The 17,265-nt window shown below is 69.5% G+C and carries 12 protein-coding genes; 2 read left to right on the top strand and 10 right to left on the bottom strand.

Annotated elements, in window-relative coordinates:
- The first annotated feature begins 94 nt into the window (after nt 1-94).
- Together ABZ453_RS00460 and ABZ453_RS00455 are read left to right on the top strand one after the other, a co-directional pair.
- Entirely contained in the window at nt 95-1,402 is a 1,308-nt protein-coding gene (locus ABZ453_RS00460) for a glycosyltransferase family 4 protein (RefSeq protein ID WP_359010073.1), read from the top strand.
- On the top strand, nt 1,399-2,016 hold the full coding sequence (locus tag ABZ453_RS00455; protein WP_359010071.1) for an acetyltransferase: 618 nt from the start codon (nt 1,399-1,401) through the stop codon (nt 2,014-2,016). Before ABZ453_RS00460 ends, ABZ453_RS00455 begins: the two co-directional genes overlap by 4 nt.
- Nucleotides 2,017-2,151: 135 nt before the next feature.
- Here ABZ453_RS00455 and ABZ453_RS00450 read toward each other — a convergent pair whose 3' ends face one another.
- From ABZ453_RS00450 to ABZ453_RS00405, 10 genes are all read right to left on the bottom strand, one after another.
- Nucleotides 2,152-3,315: a DegT/DnrJ/EryC1/StrS family aminotransferase gene (locus ABZ453_RS00450; RefSeq protein WP_359010069.1), complete on the bottom strand. Its 1,164-nt coding sequence runs from the start codon at nt 3,313-3,315 to the stop codon at nt 2,152-2,154.
- Nucleotides 3,308-4,024: a sugar transferase gene (locus ABZ453_RS00445; RefSeq protein WP_359010067.1), complete on the bottom strand. Its 717-nt coding sequence runs from the start codon at nt 4,022-4,024 to the stop codon at nt 3,308-3,310. The genes ABZ453_RS00450 and ABZ453_RS00445 overlap by 8 nt, the downstream gene beginning before the upstream one ends.
- A complete protein-coding gene (locus ABZ453_RS00440) occupies nt 4,021-5,796 on the bottom strand; it encodes an SDR family NAD(P)-dependent oxidoreductase (protein WP_359010065.1) in 1,776 nt (591 codons plus the stop codon). The genes ABZ453_RS00445 and ABZ453_RS00440 overlap by 4 nt, the downstream gene beginning before the upstream one ends.
- A gap of 357 nt (nt 5,797-6,153) precedes the next feature.
- Nucleotides 6,154-7,848, bottom strand: coding sequence for a DUF4012 domain-containing protein (locus tag ABZ453_RS00435; protein WP_359010063.1), 1,695 nt, complete (start codon nt 7,846-7,848; stop codon nt 6,154-6,156).
- A 372-nt stretch (nt 7,849-8,220) separates the two neighbouring features.
- On the bottom strand, nt 8,221-9,765 hold the full coding sequence (locus ABZ453_RS00430) for a GGDEF domain-containing protein (protein ID WP_359010061.1): 1,545 nt from the start codon (nt 9,763-9,765) through the stop codon (nt 8,221-8,223).
- A 4-nt stretch (nt 9,766-9,769) separates the two neighbouring features.
- Nucleotides 9,770-12,559 (bottom strand): response regulator, encoded by a 2,790-nt coding sequence (locus tag ABZ453_RS00425; RefSeq protein ID WP_359010059.1) that lies wholly within the window; start codon nt 12,557-12,559, stop codon nt 9,770-9,772.
- A 358-nt stretch (nt 12,560-12,917) separates the two neighbouring features.
- Nucleotides 12,918-14,405, bottom strand: a complete 1,488-nt coding sequence (locus tag ABZ453_RS00420; protein ID WP_359010057.1) for a glycosyltransferase — start codon at nt 14,403-14,405, stop codon at nt 12,918-12,920.
- Entirely contained in the window at nt 14,402-15,502 is a 1,101-nt protein-coding gene (locus tag ABZ453_RS00415; protein ID WP_359010055.1) for a HEAT repeat domain-containing protein, read from the bottom strand. Before ABZ453_RS00415 ends, ABZ453_RS00420 begins: the two co-directional genes overlap by 4 nt.
- Entirely contained in the window at nt 15,499-15,873 is a 375-nt protein-coding gene (locus tag ABZ453_RS00410; RefSeq protein WP_359010053.1) for a response regulator, read from the bottom strand. Before ABZ453_RS00410 ends, ABZ453_RS00415 begins: the two co-directional genes overlap by 4 nt.
- A gap of 163 nt (nt 15,874-16,036) precedes the next feature.
- Nucleotides 16,037-17,227 carry an MFS transporter gene (locus ABZ453_RS00405; protein WP_359010051.1) on the bottom strand — a complete coding sequence of 397 codons (1,191 nt, stop codon included), beginning with the start codon at nt 17,225-17,227 and terminating at the stop codon, nt 16,037-16,039.
- Nucleotides 17,228-17,265 lie beyond the last annotated feature (38 nt).

The following is a 17,265-nucleotide window of genomic DNA, read 5'->3' as shown; positions in this document are numbered from 1 at the left end:
CGGATCATCGACGTACTGGCGTCACGACCCACGACGAGCCCGTTGCTCAGCACGCCGTCGACTACGACAGGGCGGCTTCGGCGGAGGTGAGGACATGAGGATCTGGATCTTCAACCACTACGCGGCGCCGCCTGACTGCGCCGCCGGCACCCGGCATTACGAGCTGGGACGGGTGCTGGCGGCGAAGGGGCACGAGGTCACCGTCTTCGCCAGCAGCTTCAGCCATTTCAGCAGGCGCGAGGAGCGGCTCGCACCCGGCGAGAAGGTGGCCACCCGGACCTTCGACGGCGTCCGCTTCGTCTGGGTCCGCACGCCGCCGTACACCGGCAACGGATATCGCCGCGCGCTGAACATGGCCTACTACGCGGCCCGGGTGCTCTCGGTGCAACGCGGTCTGAACCGGCCGGACGTGATCGTCGGCTCCTCAGTGCACCTGCCCGCGGTGCTCGCCGCCTGGCTGGCGGCCCGCGGCCGCCGCGCCCGCTTCGTCTTCGAGGTGCGCGATCTGTGGCCGCAGACCCTGATCGACATGGGCGCGCTGCGCGCGAACGGGCTGCCTGCCCGGCTGCTCCGGCTGGCCGAGTCCTTCTGCTGCCGGCAGGCCTCCGCAGTCATCTGCCTCCTGCCCGGGGCCTCCGATTACCTACAGGCCCGCGGTGTGCCGGCCGACAAGATCCAGTATGTGCCGAACGGGATCCCCGACCTCCCGCCGTCGGGGGATCCGAGCCTGCCTGCCGGCCTGGACGGTGCGGACTCCGCGGACCAGGCCGCCGACCTGATCGACCGGATCAGCCGCTTGCGCAAGGATGGCTTTCTCACCGCCGGCTACGTCGGCTCGCACGGTCCGGCCAACGGGGTGGCGACCATTGTCGCGGCCGCGGCGGAGTTGCGGTCCGCCGGCCATCCACGGGTCGCTGTGGTGCTGGTCGGCGACGGCCAGGAGAAGGCCGCCTGCCAGGAGCTTGCGCACCGACACGGCCTGGACAACGTGCTGTTCTGGCCACCGGTGCCGAAACGGGCCGTGCCTGCCGTGCTGGCCGAGCTGGACGTGACGCTGTTCTGCCTGCGCGATGTCGCGGTCTTCAATTACGGCCTGAGCAGCAACAAGCTGTTCGACTACTTGGCGTCCGGCAAGCCGGTGCTGTTCGCGAGCAACGCGCCCGGCGGCCCGGTACGCGAGTCCGGCGGCGGCGTGTGCGTCCCCGCCGAGTCACCGGCGGACATGGCGGCCGGGCTGGCGGGGCTGGCCGGGATGAGCCAGTCCGAACGGAAGCGGATGGGTGAGCGCGGCCGCCGCTGGGTGTACCGGCATCACGGCATGACCGCCCTGGCGGGCGCGTTCCTCGACGCGGTCTCGGCACCGGCGCGGCGCGAGGAGCCGGTGCCGGAGGTGCGGCCGTGACGCTGCACATCGTGGGCGCGGGCGGCTTCGGCAGGGAGACGCTGGACGCGGTGCGCGCGACGGCCGCGGCACCAGAGGTGGTCTTCGTGGACGAGCACCCGGCAGCCGCTGCGGTGGAGGGCTGTCCGGTGCTCATTCCCGGGCAGTTGGCCCCGCCCGACGGACAGCGCAACGAGTTCGTCGTGGCGATCGCCGACGCCGACGCGCGCCGAAGGCTGGCCCGGGAGTTCGAGGATCGTGGCATGCGAGCGGCAACCGTGATCGACCCACGGGCGGTGGTCTCCCCCGGCGCACGGATCGGGCGCGGCTGTGTTGTGCTCGGCCAGGCGTTCATCTCCACCGGCACCGTCATCGGCGCACACGTCCAGGTCAACTATCAGGCCAGCATCGGTCACGACACGGTGCTCGAGGATTTCGTGACGATCCTGCCGGGGGCCAACATCGCCGGAAACGTGACCGTCGGCGCCGGGTCCACGGTGGGCAGCAACGCCGCCGTGCTGCAGGGCCGGCGGATCGGGCCGTCCGTGATGGTCGGCGCCGCGGCACTGGTGACCCGCGATGTCACACCGGGTCAGGTGGTCGTGGGCGTGCCCGCCAGGGCCCGGCAGCCCTGACCCTCCGGTTCGGTCAAGGGCTCCCGGGCATCCGGCGCCGACGCGACCAGGACCACCCCGAGCATCGCGGCCGGGCCCCGGGCGCCGTCGTGGACCTCGCGCCCAAGTCGTGCGGGCCGGCACACGATTGCACGGTCAGCGGGCACCGACCGGCATCGGCCGGTCCAGTGCGTTAGGCGCCATGGTCGCCCGCTCTACGGCGGTGCTCACCGCGTCGGTGATCTCGGCCACCTCCGCCTCGGTCAGCCGGTGATGCACCGGCAGCGAGAGCATCGCCTGGGCGACGGCCTCGGTCACCGGCAGTTCCGCGGCGAGCCCGGTGTCGCCGCCCCGTCGGGCGAAGAGCGGCTGCCGATGAACGGGCGGGAAGTAGATCCGTGCTTCGATGCCCCGGTCCAGCAGGTCGGCGAGCACTTGGTCCCGGATGCCGGGAAGCAGGCAGGTGTAGAGCGCCCAGGTGCCCCTGGTGTCGGATGCTTGATGGGGCGTGGTCAGGCCGGGCAGCCCGGTCAGCCGCCGGGTCAGCGATCGAACGATCTGCTGTTTGCGCGCGAGGATGCCGTCCAACTTGCGCAGCTGCACTCGGCCGATCGCGGCCTGCATCTCGGTCAACCGCCAGTTGTAGCCGAGGCTCTCGTGCTGGTAGAGGCCGGTCTGACCATGGTTGCGGAGCAGTCTCAGCCGCTCCGCGACCCCCGGGTCGTCGGTCAGCACGATGCCGCCCTCACCAGTGGTGATGTTCTTGGCCGGGGTGAAGCTGAACATGGCAGACCGGCCGACGGTGCCGACCGGTCTGCCGCGGTACTGGGCACCGGCCGCCTGTGCGGCGTCCTCCAGCAACGGCACGCCGGCCGCGGCGCACACCCGCGCCAGCCCGTCGAGGTCCCCGGGCTGCCCGGCGTAGTGCACGGTCATGACGGCCCGGGTGGCCCCGGTGATGCGGGCGGCGACCGACACCGGGTCGAGGTTGAAGGTCCGGGGGTCGATGTCGGCGAACACCGGGGAGGCCCCGACGTGGCACACCGATGTCGCGGTGGCGACGAAGGTCATCGACGGGACGATCACCTCGTCGCCGGGACCGATGCCCTCGGCGAGCAACATCGCCTGCAGCGCGGCAGTGCCGGTGCAGAACGTCACACCGAACCGCGCCTGATGCCGGTCGGCGAACTCCTGCGCGAAGGCTTCGTTCTCCGCGCCGTTGGTGAGAACACCGCTGCGCAGGACCCTGCATACCGCCTCCGCCTCCTCCTCACCGAGGTCGGGACTGGCAAGCCGGATCCGGACGTTGCTGTCAGGCACCTGAGAGCATCCTTTCTGATCTGCGGGCGATGGGATCGTTGTCGTGGCTGGCGGTGGCTCCACGCCCGGCCAGGACCGTCCAGACGGTGAGGAACAAGATGGCCAGGTCGAGCCGGAAGCTCTGGCGCAGGACGTACCGCAGATCCCACTCGATGCGCTCCGGCCAGCTCAGCCGCTGCCGCCCGTGCACCTGCGCCAGGCCGGTCAGGCCCGGGGTGGCCAGCAGCCGCAACTGCTGACGATCGGTGTACCGGCGTACCTGGTAGGGCAGCGTCGGCCGGGGCCCGACCAGGCTCATCTGTCCGCGCAGCACATTGACCAGCTGGGGCAACTCGTCGAGAGACGTGCGGCGCAGTACCCGTCCGACTGCGGTCACCCGGGTGACGTCGGCGTCATCCGGTGTGTCCGGTCCGTCCGGGACGTTCCGCATCGTGCGCAGTTTCAGCAGGACGAACGGGCGGCCGCCGCGGCCGACGCGCTGCTGCCGGAACAGGACGGGTCTGCCGTGCGCGAGCAGGTGCGTCAGCGCGGCGACCGCGCAGAGCAGCGCGGCCGGCACGATGATCAGGCCGAGCACGACCAGGTCCAGTAGTCGCTTGCCGCGGTACGGCCTGCGGTGAGGCACCTGGTTGTCGCCGGGCCGCGCGGTGGACACCTTCGCGGTCGCCGGGCCCGCCCGGTGCCGGCCCGGTACGGGCGGGGCGGTCACCTGCTGGCCTCCGCTCTTCCGGGCTGGCCGGGCAGCACGGCCTGGTCGGCCGACTCCTCGGGACCGACCGCCGCGGCGAGGAGCGCCAGCGCGGCGCGTACCTCTTCCGGATCGGTGAGGTGAGCGATGCCGGTGACCTCAGCGGCATCGAGTGCGGGCACCGGCACCTGTCTGACCAGCGGATGCCTCGGCCGGTGATCACGTTCCCCGGCGCCCAGCAGATCCTCGGACAGCTTTTCGCCGGGCCGCAGCCCCGTAAAGACGATCTCCACGCGCCGTGGCGCTGCGGCGGCCATCCGGCGGGCGAGGTCGACGATACGGACCTGGTCTCCCATGTCGAGGACGAGGACCTCGCCGCTCTCCCCGACCGTCACGGCCTGCAGCACCAGCTGGACGGCTTCGGTGGCCGTCATGAAGTAGCGGGCGACGTGCGGATGAGTCACGGTGACGGGGCCGCCCGCGGCGATCTGCGCGGACAGCGAGCCGAGCAGCGAACCCCGGCTGCCCAGGACGTTGCCGAACCTGACCGACACCCAGGTCCCGGGAAACTCACCGGCCATGTGCGCGGTGAGCCGCTCGGTGATCCGCTTGGAGGTACCGAGGACGCTCACCGGGTCGGCCGCCTTGTCCGTGGAGACGTTCACGAACGACCGCACACCGCAATCCGCTGCCGCTCGCAGCACGTTCAACGTGCCGGTCACGTTCGTCTTCAGCGCCTCGGCCGGATACCGCTCGAGCAGCGGCAGATGTTTCACCGCCGCCGTATGGAACACGATCTCGGGGCGGGCCTGCGCGAAGACATCGCGGATGCGGGAGGCATCCCTGATGTCGGCCAGCACGACCTCGTCGGAATCGAGCAGCGCACGGCCGTGTAGCGCGAGCTGAATCGCGTGCAGAGCTGATTCGTCTCGGTCGAGCATCACAAGCGACGCGGGATCCAGACGGTGCAGCTGGCGGCACAGCTCCGCGCCGATCGAGCCACCGGCGCCCGTGACAAGGATGCGGCGTCCCGTGAATTGAGCGGCGGCCGACTTCAGGTCCAGGCGGACCGGATCGCGACCCAGCAGCTGGGTGATCCGCGGGTCGCGGACGTCGTCGATCCGCGCCGGTCCGGCGACCAGTTCCTCGATGCGCGGAATCACCTTGGTGACCAGACCCACCGACTCGGCCAGGGTGATCAAATCGCGGATCACCCGGCCGTCCCGGCACCCGCCGGCGATCGCGATCACCATGACCGTCGCCCCGGTCTCCGCGGCGACCTGCGCCAGGCGCTCCCGCCCGCCGCGCACTCGGATCCCGCAGATCCGCAGCCGGCGCTTGGCCGGGTCGTCATCCAGCAGGGCGACCGGTTGGTACTGCGCGCCAGGTTGACCGATCAGCCGCTGCACCAGTTGCGCTCCGGCACTGCCCGCGCCGAACACGATCACCTTGATGGCGCTCGGCGCGGGCCGCCGAGGCCTGCGCCGGACGGTCGCCGCCGCGGCCCTGACGGTGATCATGGCAAGCACGCCGACCAGAGCGGCCCGTCCGGCCACGGCCGGCCTGTCGCCCACCAGGGGCAGTCCCGCCTGACCAATACCCACCAGAAGGAGCCCGGTCAGCCCCGCGGAGACCAGTACCGCGCTCAGTTCCGGGCCGGTCTCCGCCTGATAGCGCCCGGAGTAGAGCCCGCACACGGCCCCGGCCAGCACCGCTGCTGCCCCCGTGACAGCACAGCCGACGACCAGATCGCCGGGTCCGACGAGCAGGTCGGAAGCGCCGCTGCTGGTCATGCCTGCGATCAGGAGGCCGCATGTCCAGGCGACCGCGTCCATGGCGGCCACCGCCGGTCGGCGACACCGGGCGGCAACGCCGGACCAGCCACCCGGCCGGGCGCGGCTTTTCTCTGCGGTGTGGAGCACCGCAGGATGAACCGCTGTCAGCTTCTCTTTGCCCGCGCATTCCCCACGCAAGGTGAACCCCGATCAGCAGGACGTCAATTGCCGAAGACCTATTTCGGCACTTCACTGACGGCATGTCCACGGACGCCGCCGCGTCCTTCTGGGTGGATCAGAATGTTTCTTGCGATCTCACGGACCTGATTTTCCGTGGGTAACGATTTCGCCGCCCGCTTGAACGACTCCCCTTGACTACTTCACGCACGGCTGCATACGCACCTTGGTGGTCTGCGGCCGTGCCAACGGCTGCGAGGGCACCACGGGGGGCCGCTCCGAAGCCGGTTCCAGCAGACGAACGTCCACTTCTCGCGTCTGACCGGGCAAAAGCTCCACCTGCGTCCCGAGCACCGGGTGACCCCGCTCCTCGGTCGACGACAACAGAAGTCGCCGCCCGTCCAGCGTCGCACCGGTGAACCGCGCACCGGAACTGGCGTACAGCGAAAGCCAGATGCTTGTTGATCCCGGGGGATGTGAGTGCCGGGGATCGTCGGAACGGAGAGCGACGAGGGGAGGCAGGCCCACAGCGGGAGCGCCGTTATTCAGTCTGATCCGCACCACGCTGGAACGGGCACCGCCATGGCAAGGGCCTAGCTCGTAGGCCAGCGACCGCCCCAGGTAGTAGTCCATTTTATTGCCCGCGGAATTGTTGACCACGAGGTAGGCGAAGGGCCCTGTTCTCTCGGGGACGTCGCCGGCCAGCCCGGCTTTTCCGAGTGCCGACTCGGTGGAGGCATCTCTGCTCCACACACGTAGTCGGCCATCGCCGGCGTTCTGCCCCAGTGCGTGGAGGAGGGCCACCGAATCGTGCCCGTGGCGCAGCAAGGCAGCAGCTACTGATTGCGCGACCTGTACCAGGAAACGTTTTCTTTCGATATTACTGTACGACGCATAAAGGGTGCTCTCGGTGAGCTCCACGGTGTTCTCCGCCGTCAGCTTCTTTCCGTCCGGAAGTCGGACCGGGCCCGTGGCCTTGAGGACACGGGCGAGTCCTACAGGATCGGTTGCGATGGCCCCATCGAGACGTTGTCCCGTAAGTCGCTGCCACAGGCCCACCCAGATCTGCGCCGCGTACGGAAAATGAGCGGACAGATTGGAATTGGCCAGCCCCTGGGTACTCTCGGTACCGCTGTACCGGCGGTCGAACGCCGGTCCGAAGTTCGCCACGGGGGTGTCGGTACGCGGCAGCGTGTCGTCCGACGCGAAGTCGTGCAAAGTGATGCCACCACGGTCGACGGTCAGGATACCGAAGGCGCCTACGAGGCCACCGGTCCCCCGGGCCTCGGCATTGTTCTGGAAGGCGAGAAAGTAGGAGCGTGGCGCCGTACCCCCCAGAACAGGCATCAGCAGCCGCGTCGTCGACTCCGCCTCGGAGACCGAGTCGGAAAGGCGCGCCACCCGGTCGGACAGCCGCTGCCGTGCCAGGTCGAGGCGACTGACCACCGTCGAGCCGGGCAGGCCATTCAACGTCGTCCGGACTCCGGCCAGTTGACGGTGCACGCCCCCCAGCAGGTCCGTGACAGCCGAAAGTCGGCGGAGGTCGACGCGCCCCTGGTACATCATCTGGCCGGACGCGAGCATCTGTTGCAGTCGCACAGCCTCCGGCAGCACCCCGGTGACCATCTCGTCGGCGGCGACACTCAGCCCCCGGGCAGAACGGAGCGGGGGGCCCATCAGTGGAAGGCTCTCGGCTGCGCTCCACACCGGCGTGCCGGCCGCGCTCCGGGCGGCCGCCGTGTGTTTCCGGATGTCGCCCAGCATCTCGGCCGAGGGCTGACGATGAGCGGCCATCTCCGTCTGCAGTCGGTCGGTGGCCACCTGAGCCGCAGCAAGGTTGTTCTGGACCGCGCGGACCTCCCACACCAGGAAACCGGCCGACGCGGCGGACAACAGACCGACAGCTCCGGCACCCCAGAGGAGGGTTCGGTGGCGGCGTCGTAGCATCACGGCGGCGCATGCCCGCGCCCTCGCCACAGCGCCCTTCCGGCTGCGACCCGGATCCTTTCCTGCCTCCCCTGCCTTCCCTGCCTTCATTGCCTACCCATGAATCGAAGGGGCCACCGGAACCAAGCATTTGGATTGGATCAGTAATGACAGTCACTGAGACCGTTGCAAACTTCACCGCGCCACGTGGTGGGAAAGTCGGTCCGAACGGCCTATCAGGTTGACTCGTGAAGTCCGGCAGTCCGGCAGTCCGGCAGTCCGGCAGTCCGGCAGTCCGGCCGCGTCGTGGTCCGCGGTCAGGCCCGGGGATGAGAATGTCTACTGCGTCGATTCGAAGAACGCGGCCTGGTTCTTGCCTGCCGTCTTGGCTCTGTAGAGAGCGGTGTCGGCGTCCCGCAACGCTTCTGCAGGCGTGATCGGTCTGGTGATTCTCCTGACTCCGATGCTCGTCGTCACGTGCACCGAATGGCCGTGGGCGAGGGTGAAGGGGGCCGTGATGGAGTCAAGAATCCGCGTGGTGTATTCGTGCAGCGTGCTCGCGTCCACGCCTTCCACGAGGAGCGCGAACTCGTCGCCGCCGAGTCTGGCCACCAGGTCCTGCTCGCGGACCTTGCCCGTCAGCCGCCGTGCGATGTCCACCAGCAGTTCGTCTCCGACCGAGTGTCCCAGCGTGTCGTTGACGTCCTTGAAGCCGTCGAGATCCAGCATCAGCAGTCCTGCGCAGGCAGTGGTGGAGCACTGCTCGAGGGCGGTCTCCAGACGTTCGTTCAGGAGCGCTCGATTGGCCAGACCCGTCAACGGGTCGTGGGTCGCCTGATGACTCAGAAGCTTCTGGAGCTCCGCCTGCTCCTGCAACGAGGCGGTGAGTGCCAAGGCTCGCGTGCTCGCGGCAGTGGCCGTCTCCTGGGCGTACTGGGCCAGGAACGCGATGCGCAGAACCAGCAGCAGCGACAGCCCCGCCATCATGCCGACGATCACGGTGACATGCATCGGCTGATCCCGAATGCCACCGATGTCGGCGAGCACGATCAACGGCCCCATCAGGATGAGCGCGATCAGGATCGAGAGTCGCCGCCGGGGCATCCTCTCCTGGGTCTCGGCGAGTTGCGGCGGTCGGGCAACGGAGGAGTGCAGCGCCGCCGACCCCAGCAGGAGGGACGAGACCATCCACCCCACTTCGGACACGTTCTCCGCGAGCGCGGTCCCATGCGTCGCCTCGGTCCCGTAGTAGAGGCCGTCGGAGGCGAGCAGGACGAGCAGCCATCCGATGCACATCAGGAACGACGGTGTGCGGGTGCCGGTGGTGAACATCAGCCACGCGGCCAGGGACAACAGCACCAGGTCGGTGACGGGATAGGCGATGGACACCGCCATCGGCCACGCGGCAAGCCGGCTGCGCAGGTAGGGGGCGATGATGAACGTCCATGCCAGAGTGGCGAATCCCAACGTGACGATTCCCGCGTCCAGCAGCCCCGCCCAGTGCAGCCGGCCCGCGTGCTTCCGGGCCAGGGTCACCAGACCGGCGGTGAACAGCACGTAGCTGCCGAGGTAGAGCAGGTCGGCCACGCCGGGGAACGGAACGTCGGCGCCGCGGACCTGGTAGAGACCCCAGATCGTGTCCGCCACCGCGTACGGCGCCATGGCTGCCGCGAACAGGTACCACGGAAGGGCCGACGGCGGCCTGTTCCTGGCCACGCCCACCAGGATCGCGACGACGACCGAGGCAGATATCAACACGGCCAGCATGTAACGCGCCGAGGAGGAGGTGAGCAGGAAGGTGACGATCACTGCGGTCCCCGTTGTCGCGTACGTCCAGGCCGCAGCCTCACGGCCGGCGAGCAGCCCGGCCTGAACCTTGACCACGTCCTCATCCAGGTCCGCGTCGGCGAGGACGGGAGCGGAGCGTCTCCAGGGTGCGGCAGGCTCGGTCGAGCTCCTCCTGAAGGCGGGGGGCGGCCCGAGTCAGCGGGGCCGGGTCTCCGGCCTCGGCGTACTGTTCCAACTCTGTGCAGCAGTCAGCGAGGCCCTGGGCTCCGATGTTGCCGGCAGCGCCTCTGAGACTGTGTGCCACCTCTGCGATCTCCTCGCTGTCGTGGCGGTCCAGTGCGTGGAAAAGTGCGCTGGTCATCTCGGGGGCACGGACGAGAAAGTGGTCCACCAGCCGGTCCACCAGTTCGTTCTCGGCCGGGGAGCCGACGCCGCGCAGTTCGTTCAGCCGCTGCTCGATGCAGTCGCGCGGCGCCTCGTCGTCTGTCTGCTGGTCGGCCGGGTTGACCCAGCGGGCGAGGGTTTCTTCCAGCTCGTCGGCAGCGACGGGTTTGGATACGTAGTCGTCCATGCCCGCGGCCAGGCATCTCTCGCGGTCCTCGGCGAGAGCGCTGGCGGTCATCGCGACCACCGGCAGGTGCGGGTCTCCCCGTGCCTCGCGGCGACGCAGTTCCTGGGTGGCGGCGTAACCATCCATCCGGGGCATCTGACAGTCCATCAGCACAGCCTGGTAGGAGTGTTCCTCGGCCATCCGCAGGGCCTCGATGCCGTCGGCAGCGGTATCCGTGCTGTAGCCGAGGCGGGCGAGCATGCCCTGGGCCACCAACTGGTTGATCTCGTTGTCCTCGACCAGCAGCAGATGGCCGCGCCGGGGTGGCCGGGGGGTGGTGGGAGCGGGCGCCGTTGCTGCGGTCGTCACGGGAAGTGTCCGGGTGGTGAGTTCGACCAGGGCATCCATGAGCTGGGACTGCTGGACGGGCTTGGCCAGACTGCGGGCGAGGCCGGCAGCCTGCAGTTCGGCAGCGGGCAGTTGGGCGCCGGAGGTGAGCAACATCAGCCGCACACGGGCGAAGGTCCGATCGGTGGTGATCCGGCGGGCCAGTTCCAGGCCGTCCATGCCAGGCATGTGCATGTCCAGGAGGGCCAGGGCGAAGGGGCGGCCCGCAGCCGCTGATTCATGCAGGGCCACCAGGGCCTGGGGGCCGCTGGAGACCGTCGTCGGCTGCATGTGCCATCTGCGCAGCTGAGCATCAAGGATCAGCCTGTTGGTGTCGTTGTCATCGACGACCAGAACCCGCAGCCCGCGAAGCGTGCCGGAGTCCAGAGGGGCCGGGGATGGTTCGGGGGTGTCCGGTGTGCGCACGGGTACGTCGAAGAAGAAGTTGCTGCCCTGTCCGGGCCGGCTGCTGACGCCGATGGAGCCGCCCATCGCCTCGGTGAGCCTGCGGCAGATGGCCAGGCCGAGACCGGTGCCTCCGTAGCGGCGGGTGGTTGAGGCATCGGCCTGGGAGAAGGCGTCGAACATCCGCTCCTGATCGGCCTCGGCGATGCCGATGCCGGTGTCGGCCACCTCGAAGCGCAGCCATGGCACGGGCCCTGCGGACGGCCGGGGCCGGTCGGGGCGGACGCTGAGTACGACCTCGCCGGCTTCGGTGAACTTCACCGCGTTGGATGCCAGGTTGAGCAGTATCTGCCGCAGTCGGCCGGCATCCCCGAGCACCGTCGCGGGCAGTTCGGGATGGCAGTCGCTGAGCAGTTCCAGGCCCTGGGCCTGGGCGGTCTGCGCCACCAGTGAGACGACCTCTTCCACCAGCGCCTGAGGGCTGAAGGCGACGCTGTCCAGTTGGATCTTGCCCGCCTCCAGCTTGGAGAAATCCAGGATGTCGTTGATGAGCGACAGCAATGCCGAGCCGGCGGCCTGAATGCCCTCGGCATAGCGGCGCTGCTCGGCATCCAGCGTGGTCCCCAGCAGCAGGTCGCTCAGCCCGATGACGCCGTTCATGGGGGTACGGATCTCATGGCTCATGGAGGCGACGAACTGAGACTTCGCCTGGGACGCGGCGATCGCCTGGTCGCGCGCCTCCGCCAGGGCGACTTCGGCATACTTGCGCTCGCTTATGTCACGGACGAAGGCGTTGAAGCAGCGCGCCTTCGCCGACTTCATCCGCCACACCGTCAGTTCGACCGGGATCTCGTGGCCGTCGTGGTGCAGGGCGCTGAGCTCGATGCGGCGGCCCTGCACATGAGCCTCACCACCGGCCAGCACCCGCTTCAGACCTGCGATGTGCGCAGCGCGGTACCGTTCAGGGAGAATCGTCTCGCTCAGCGGACGCCCCATCACCTCGCGATGGTTGAACCCGAACAACCGCTCGGCACTGTGGTTCCAGTCGATGACCAAGCCGTCCTCGTCGATGGAGACGAAGGCGTCTCGGGCGGTCTCGATGACCGAGCGGGCCTGCTCCTGCAACAACCGCAGGGCTTCCTCCCTGCGCCGCTGGCCCTCCGCCTCACGGACGAACCCGCGCACTTCGAGAGGCTCGCCCGAGGCGTCCCGCACCACCCAGGACGTCGTCTCGGTCCATACCCAATGCCCGTCGGCGCGACGCAGCCGCAGACACACCACCACCCGGCCGTCGCGCAGCAGATCCCGCTCAGCCCACTCGAACTCCTCCACGTCGCCCGGATGCACCCAGGATCCGACCGCCGTCCCCACGATCTCCTCCGCCGGCCGCCCGAACAACGCCGACGCCGACGCGGACACCTCCTGGTAGACGCCCGGTACCGTGCGGCGGAAGACCATGTCCGCGGAGTTCTTCACCAGAATCCGAAACCGCTCCTCGTCGTCCGCCGCGTATTGTCCTGGCGCGTCCGGGGGCTTGGGTTCCATCATCCGCCTCCACATGTCGTGCACGACCGCATGCTGCGGCCGGGACTGCCGACAGACCGGTCGCGATCTCGTCGGTACGGCGTCTGCGAGCGACGTGTGACCAGCAGCGTCCGCTCACGGTGGACGACCCCGAATCACAAGGTCAGCCACCTGCCCAGCGGTTGCGTCGGACTCTTCAAGACAAGGACGAACGAGGGAAGATCGCAAATCGAGCCAAGGGCCGCGCCCTTGGGCGGAGTGGGTGGCCCCGGCCAGGAGTTACCGGCCGGCTGCGGCATTCGGGTGACTGGTTGCCCGTCCCCGCCCTTGCCCGCGGCGTCGTGGACCAGTTCCCTGGCGGTGATTCAGTTCCGCGGACCGCTCACGCGCGATCGCCTCCGCGCTCCTTCACGGGACCGGAGGTGTCGAATCCGGAGCGGGTCATCGAGCCCCACACCTGGGGAGTCCGGCACAGCGCGTCCCACAGGCCGCGCAACCGCCACCACGCCGTCAGCTGGCGGTATCCGATGTTCTCCGCGGCCACCCCGACGAGGGCGCCCCAGACGTCCCGCCATCGTGTGAAGCGGTGGAAGGCGTACTCCTCCACCGCGACCGAGACCAGGCTGACCACGATGGCGTAGGCGTAGGCGGCGAGCAGGAAGCGCCACAGGAAGCCCACGTCGACCGCGCCGATCAGCACGCCGAGGGGGACCAGGACGAGGCTCGCGAGCTCCACCACCGGGGCCAGCAGTTCGAAGACCACGTAGAAGGGCAGGGCCACCAGGCCGATACGGCCGTAGCGCGGGTTGCAGATCATGCCACGGTGCTTGAGCAGGATCTCCGTCAGGCCCCGGTGCCATCGCCGCCGCTGATGGCCCAGAACCCTCAGCGTCGAGGGCGCCTCGCTCCAGGAGATCGGCTCGGTGACGAAGACGATGCGGTAGTCGCGGCGCTGCTCGCGCATGTACCGGTGGAGACGGATGACCAGTTCGGCGTCCTCCCCGATGCAGTCCCCGTCCATCCCGCCGACCGCCACGACCGCGTCCCTGCGGAAGAGACCGAAGGCGCCGGCGATGATCAGCAGGCTGCCGACCTTGGACCATCCGGTGCGGCCGAGGAAGAAGGCGCGCAGATACTCGACGACCTGAACCCGTCCAAGGAGGTTCGGGGGCACATGCGGCTCGACGACCCGTCCGGCGATGACGGTGCAGCCGTTGGCGAGGCCCACTACACCGCCCGTGGCCACCACCCGCATGGGGTCGTCGCTGAAGGGTCTGGCAACCGCGAGCAGCGCCTGTGAGTCGAGGATCGAGTCGGCGTCCACCATGCACAGCAGCGGATAGCGTGCCAGGTTGATCCCCAGGTTGAGCGCGTCGGACTTGCCTCCGTTCTCCTTGCGGGCCACCACCAGGGGCACCGGCCCGCCTCTGGGCAGATGGACCGAGGTGATCCTGCCGCGTACGGGGACGTCGTCGGGCACCACGTACTCCACCTCAACCAGGTCGAAGGCGTCCCGCAGGGCGTCCAGCGTGCCGTCGGTGGAGCCGTCGTCGACCACGACCACCTCGAACATGGGGTAGCGCAGCAGCAGCATGGCCCGGATCGCTTCGACGATGCCGACCGCCTCGTTGTGGGCGGGCACGATCACGGACACGGGCGGGGTGAAGGGGCTGCTGGACGCGTCGTCGTACCCGGCGAAGGACGCCCGCCGCAGCCGTCTGACGAACTCCACGACTGCGATCAGGATCAGCACCAGGTAGGAGGTGTTGATGGTCAGGAAGTAGACGATCACTACGTCGTCGCAGACGGCGATCAGGCTGTGCGCCGGGCCGGTCAGCCACGCCCACAGGTCCGCGGCCACCGTACTCACAGCGCCACCTCCGCACGGACGTCGTGGTGTGCCCCACCGACCGCCGATTCGGCCAGCACGGCCCTGGCCTGGGCGGCGGCCGGACCACCGGATGGATCGTCCGCCGCCGCGCGCAGCGCCGCACGACCTGTCGGGCCGAGCCGTAGCAGCGCTCGGGCCGCGGTGCCGGCCACATGCGGGTCGGGGTCGTCGAGCAGGTCCGCGAGCGGGCCGGTCGCGGCGACGGCACCCAAATTGCCCAGTGCCCCCGCGGCCACCATGCGCAGGGCGGCCGGCCGTCCCGGCCGGACGGCCGCGAGCAGCGGCTCCAGGCCCTCGGGCATGCCCAGCCTGCCCAACGCCCGTGCGGCTTTGATCCGCACCTCGATGGAGGGGTCCTGGTGCTGCGCGCGAGCGATCCGGGAGGTGTGGGAAACCGCGCCGGTCGCGCCGAGAACCTCGATCGCCACGGCCCTGACGAGCGGCTCCCGGTGCTCCAGTCCAGCCGCGACATTCCGCTGTGCCTCCGGGCCCAGGCAGACCAGCGCCATGGTGATGACACCGGGGGGTTGCCTCCGCGCGCCGCAGAGGGACTCCAGAAGGTGCGGGACCGCCACCGGTCCCCCGCACCGGCCCAGCGCCCGTGCGGCGGCCAGGCGTACATCCGGGTCACGGTCGGTCAGCAGTCGGCACAGCGACTCGGCCGCCGGGCGGTGGGAGAGTTGCCCGAGCACCTGTGCTGCGCGCCCCCGCCGAACCGCACTGCGGCTTCCCAGGTCGGCGACTGCGTCCACGGCGGCCCCACGCAGCTCGTACAGCCGGATCAGCGCGGTGCGGGCTCCTCCGGAGACTTTCTCCAGCAGCGCCGTCAAAGTCGGCTCCAGAGCGATCCAGGTCCTTTTGTCGATCTCAGTCAGCTGGTGCAGCAGCTCGGGCTGCTCGTCCTCCTCGGCACACAGGAGCCGCAGCAGGAGACCGCGCACAGGTGCCACGACCCGCCGACGTCTGGCCTGCCGGTGCTTGCGGATGCCGCGGACACAGACGATCAGCAGACACATCGTCAGGATGACGGCCGTGAGGCACAGCAGCGCCCTGATGACGAACCCCGTGGGGATCATCGCTCAACCCGGCTGAGCACGGCGATGACCCGGCTGGACAACTCCCGTGGGCTGAACGGCTTGATGATGTAGTCGTCGGCACCCGCCGCGAATCCGACCTCGATGTCTCCTTCCTGGGACCGGGAGGTGATCATGATGACGGGGAGCGAGGCGGTCTCGGGGGCGGCGCGCAGTTCCCTGCAGACGTCCAGACCTGACATCCCCGGCATGCGTATGTCGAGCAGGGCCAGTTCAACCGGCTGTTCGCGCACCGCGCGGAGCGCGGCCATGCCGTCCTCGACGGCCGTGACCCGGTGACCGTTCTGCGTCAGCTTGAAGGCCACCAGATCCCGGATGTCCGCGTCGTCGTCGGCTATCAGGACATGCGCCATTGTTCTCCCTGGGGCTCCTGGGCCACGGAACTCCGGTACGACCCCGGGGGGCGCACCGCGGCCGGCAGCCGGAAGGGGGTGGATCAGATCGTCATAGACAAATTAGGGTCAATAGTCGACTTCCACCACATATGCGTTGGCCGAGCGGTTGTGCTCGGCCTGCTCACCGTGCGCCTGCACGGGTCAGCCGTGGCAGGGCGAGACCGACCGTCGAGGCGGCGAGCAGAGCCGCCGCGCACGGCACCCGGTAGCCCGCGGCGGCCCCCGCGGCGTCCACCACCCACCCGGCCGTGGCGTAGCCCAGCGCCACACCGACGGAGAGCCCGGAGACGATCCAGGTGATGCTCTCGGTGAGTTGGGCTGCCGACGCCAGGTGGTCCACCAGACCCACTGCGGTGATCAGGGTCGGCGCGACGGCCATGCCCGCCACGAAGAGCATCCCCGCCAGGGCAGCGAGACTCGGCGCGAACAGCAGCGGCGCCGTCGTCACCGCCATCGCGCCGACGCTGAGCAGCAGCCGCAGCGTGAGCGTCCCCCGCGGCCCGATCGCGCCGACGACCGCGCCTGCCAGGCCCGAGCCGAGTGCGTACAGGCCCAGCAACAGTCCGGAGAGCGCCTTGTGGTGGTGCGCGCCGGCGAACGCCACCGTCGCGACGTCCACCGAACCGTAGGACACGCCCACCGACGTAAGCGTCAGCACCAGCAGGCCGAGGCCCGGAGTGCGCAGCGCCGAGCCCCTGGTGTGTCGCGGCCCGGAGCGCACCGGCGGTTCCGTACGCCGCTGGACGGCGAACAGCGACACGCCGACGGCGAGCAGGACCGCGGCCGCCAGCGGCCCGGCCCCGGCACGGACCCTGGTGGACAGTGTGATCGCCAGGATCGGGCCGACGACGTAGATCAACTCGTCGAGAACCGACTCCAGCGAGTACGCGGTGTGCAGTAGCCGCGGTGAGTCCCGATGGATCTCCGCCCAGCGGGACCTGACCAGCGCACCCATGCTGGGCATGCAGCCCGCCACCGCCGCCGCCACGAACAGCGTCCAGGCCGGGGCGGCGAAGTGGGCACACAGCAGGAGGGCGCAGATGGCGGCTACCGTCACGGCCATGGCCGGGAGGACGACGCGACGCTGACCATGCCGGTCGACGAGCCGGGAGATCTGAGGTCCGACAGCGGCGGCGGCGAGCGCCTGCGTGGCGGAGACGGAGCCGGCGAGCCAGTACTCACCGCCGAGTTGCGACAGCATGGTGACGATGCCGACGCCGATCATCGACAACGGAAGGCGTGAAATGAAGCCCGCGGCAGAGAAGAGAAGACTGCCCGCAGGAGAGAAGATCCGACGGTAATCGGAGAGCATGAGACTCCACGCTCCGTCAGGAGCCGATCGTCACTGAG

This window comes from Streptomyces sp. NPDC005799 (genome assembly GCF_040630525.1).
GTDB classification, from domain to species: Bacteria; Actinomycetota; Actinomycetes; order Streptomycetales; family Streptomycetaceae; genus Streptomyces; species Streptomyces griseorubiginosus_B.
The sequence above is the reverse complement of the archived record's forward strand: the minus strand, read 5'-3'. Positions and strand labels throughout refer to the sequence as shown.